The sequence below is a fragment of the Actinophytocola sp. genome, assembly GCF_045807065.1.
GTDB lineage: Bacteria > Actinomycetota > Actinomycetes > Mycobacteriales > Pseudonocardiaceae > Actinophytocola.
The window spans coordinates 1-2,586 of sequence record NZ_JBJMIE010000517.1 but is presented as its reverse complement, the minus strand read 5'-3'; the positions used below and the strand labels follow the sequence as shown (position 1 = coordinate 2,586).

Genomic DNA, 2,586 nt, shown 5'->3' with positions numbered 1-2,586 from the left:
GTGGTTTGTAAGGGTAAGGTGGGGGGGGGCTCCGGGCGGGCCGGGGTGTTGACCTGTCCGGACTGGGCCGGGGCCACCGTCGTGTGGCGCGAGCCGACCATCGTCGGGTCGAGCTTCTTGTGCGTCGGCGTGCCGCTGTCGAAGCCGGCCGCGATGACCGTCACGCGGACCTCGTCGCCGAGCGAGTCGTCGATGACCGTGCCGAAGATGATGTTGGCCTCGGGGTGCGCGGCCTCCTGCACCAGCGTCGCCGACTCGTTGATCTCGAAGAGACCGAGGTCGGAGCCGCCGGCGATGGCCAGCAGCACGCCGTGGGCGCCGTCCATCGACGCCTCCAGCAGCGGCGAGTTGATCGCCTTCTCCGCGGCCTGGACCGCCCGGCCCTCGCCACGTGCCGAGCCGATGCCCATGAGGGCGCTGCCCGCACCGGACATGACGCTTTTGACGTCGGCGAAGTCCAGGTTGATCAGACCCGGCGTGGTGATGAGATCGGTGATGCCCTGGACGCCGGAGAGCAGCACCTCGTCCGCGGAGCGGAACGCGTCCATCAGCGAGACGCCGATGTCACCGAGCTGCAGAAGCCGGTCGTTGGGAATCACTATTAACGTGTCGCACTCGTTGCGGAGCTCGGTGATGCCCTCCTCGGCCTGCCGCGCGCGGCGCTTGCCCTCGAAGGCGAACGGCCGGGTCACCACGCCGATGGTCAGGGCGCCGAGCTTGCGGGCGATCGACGCGACGACGGGCGCGCCGCCGGTGCCGGTGCCGCCGCCCTCGCCGGCGGTCACGAAGACCATGTCGGCCCCCTTGAGGACCTCCTCGATCTCCTCGCGGTGGTCCTCGGCGGCCTTGTGGCCGACCTCCGGGTTGGCGCCGGCGCCGAGACCGCGAGTGAGCTCACGGCCGATGTCGAGCTTGACGTCGGCATCGGACATCAGCAGTGCTTGGGCGTCGGTGTTCACCGCGATGAACTCGACACCCTTGAGGCCGACCTCGATCATGCGGTTGACGGCGTTCACCCCACCGCCGCCGATGCCGACGACCTTTATCACCGCCAGGTAGTTGTGCGGGGGCGTCATCGGACCGCCTTCCATGATCTGAAGCCTTGTGCTGTCCCCGACCGCCGTCGCAAGACCTGAAACCCTAAACCTCTACGAGAGACTTAGAGTTATGTCAAGCTCCGGCGTCGATCAGGACGGTAAGCATGGACCGTTCCCGTTTCCAGCCGCCACGCCGTGTAGTTGCGGTGTTGTGTGCCCCATTCACCCGAGCCAACTACTCGCCGGTGCTGCCGTCCAGGAGTTCGCGGAGCAGATCGAGGTGCCCCGCGTGACGCCCGGTCTCCTCAATCATATGGACGATCACCCAGCGCAGGTTCACGGGTTCACCCTTCGCCGTCGTGCCGGTGGCGTCCAGGTCCAGCCGGGCGGCCACCTCCCGGCTCCGCCCGCACTCGGCCTCGTAGTCGGCCACCAGCCGCTCGATCGGGGTACGCGTGCCGAGCCGGAACTCGGCGTCGACGTCCTCGGCGAACAGGTCCTGCCACGGGTCCGGTTCGCCGTCGAGCACGACGGCGAACCAGTAGTGCTCCACGTAGGTGAGGTGGGCCACCAGACCGGCGACGGTGGTCAGTTCGGAGGGCACGAGCCGGCGGCGCGCCTGCTCGTCGGTGAGGCCGGTGGCCTTGAGCACGACGGCACCGCGGAGGAAGTCCAGGAAGCCGTCGAGCTGTTCGCGTTCGCCGCCGAGCTTGGGCGGGTCGGGCCTGGTCGTCATGCGGCGCAGTGTGCCCGACGCACCGGTCCCCTTCGAGCGAGTTATCCCGCGACGGTCGGGAAGTCCGGGGTGGCGACGTCGTAGGTCTTGCCCGGACGGGTCAGCAGGGCGGCGAGTACCGCGGCCTTGCGGGCGTTGTCGCGGGCGTCGCCCCACTTGATCAGGCGGCCGTCGGCGAGGGTGAGGCGGACGTCGCCGGGAGTGTTGGCCGTCACCGTGGTGACCTGGGTCCTGAGCTGCTTGGGGATGTCGCCGAGGACGGTGACGGCGGCCTTCGTGGCCGGGTTGTCCGGGCGGACGTCGATCATGGCCAGCGTGGGCAGGCCGGTGGGCGCGACGGCGACGGCCGCGTAGTCGAGGCCGGTGCCGTCCACCAGGTGGGTCTGGTCGCCGGCGCGCAGCACCGCCACGGGCGACCGCTCGGTGACGATGATCTCCACGGTGCTCGGCCAGGACCGCTCCACGCGCACCTCGAAGACACGCGGCAGCTTCGCGACGCGGGCGGCGGCCTCCTCGGCGTCGAGGCGGACCATGGGCGTGCCGTGCTCGATGGCGGCGGCGTTGATCACGTCCGTCTCGGGGATCTCCTTGACGCCCACGACCTCCACCGAGCGGACGCCGAGCAGCGACGTGAACATGACGAGGTAGGCCACCGCGACCACGCTGAGCACGACCAGCGCGGCCACCCACCGGCGCCTGAGGTAGCGGGCCCTGCTGGGGACGGCACGCTCGCCGGGCTCGCGCCGCCTGGCGCGGACGGCGTCGGACCGCGGGCGGCGCGTGGACGGCCGGCCGGCGTCGCGGGCGGTGCGC

General features: G+C 70.5%; 3 protein-coding genes. All 3 read right to left on the bottom strand.

Going from position 1 to position 2,586, the window contains the following annotated elements; genetic code table 11:
- Positions 1 to 1,076: cell division protein FtsZ (ftsZ, locus tag ACJ73U_RS30470; protein ID WP_407781175.1), on the bottom strand; the 1,076-nt coding region annotated here is incomplete at its 3' end.
- A gap of 196 nt (positions 1,077 to 1,272) precedes the next feature.
- Positions 1,273 to 1,773, bottom strand: coding sequence for a DinB family protein (locus ACJ73U_RS30465; RefSeq protein WP_407781174.1), 501 nt, complete (start codon positions 1,771 to 1,773; stop codon positions 1,273 to 1,275).
- Between the two features lie 41 nt (positions 1,774 to 1,814).
- Positions 1,815 to 2,586 (bottom strand): cell division protein FtsQ/DivIB (locus tag ACJ73U_RS30460; RefSeq protein WP_407781173.1); only part of this gene is annotated, 772 nt, incomplete at its 5' end.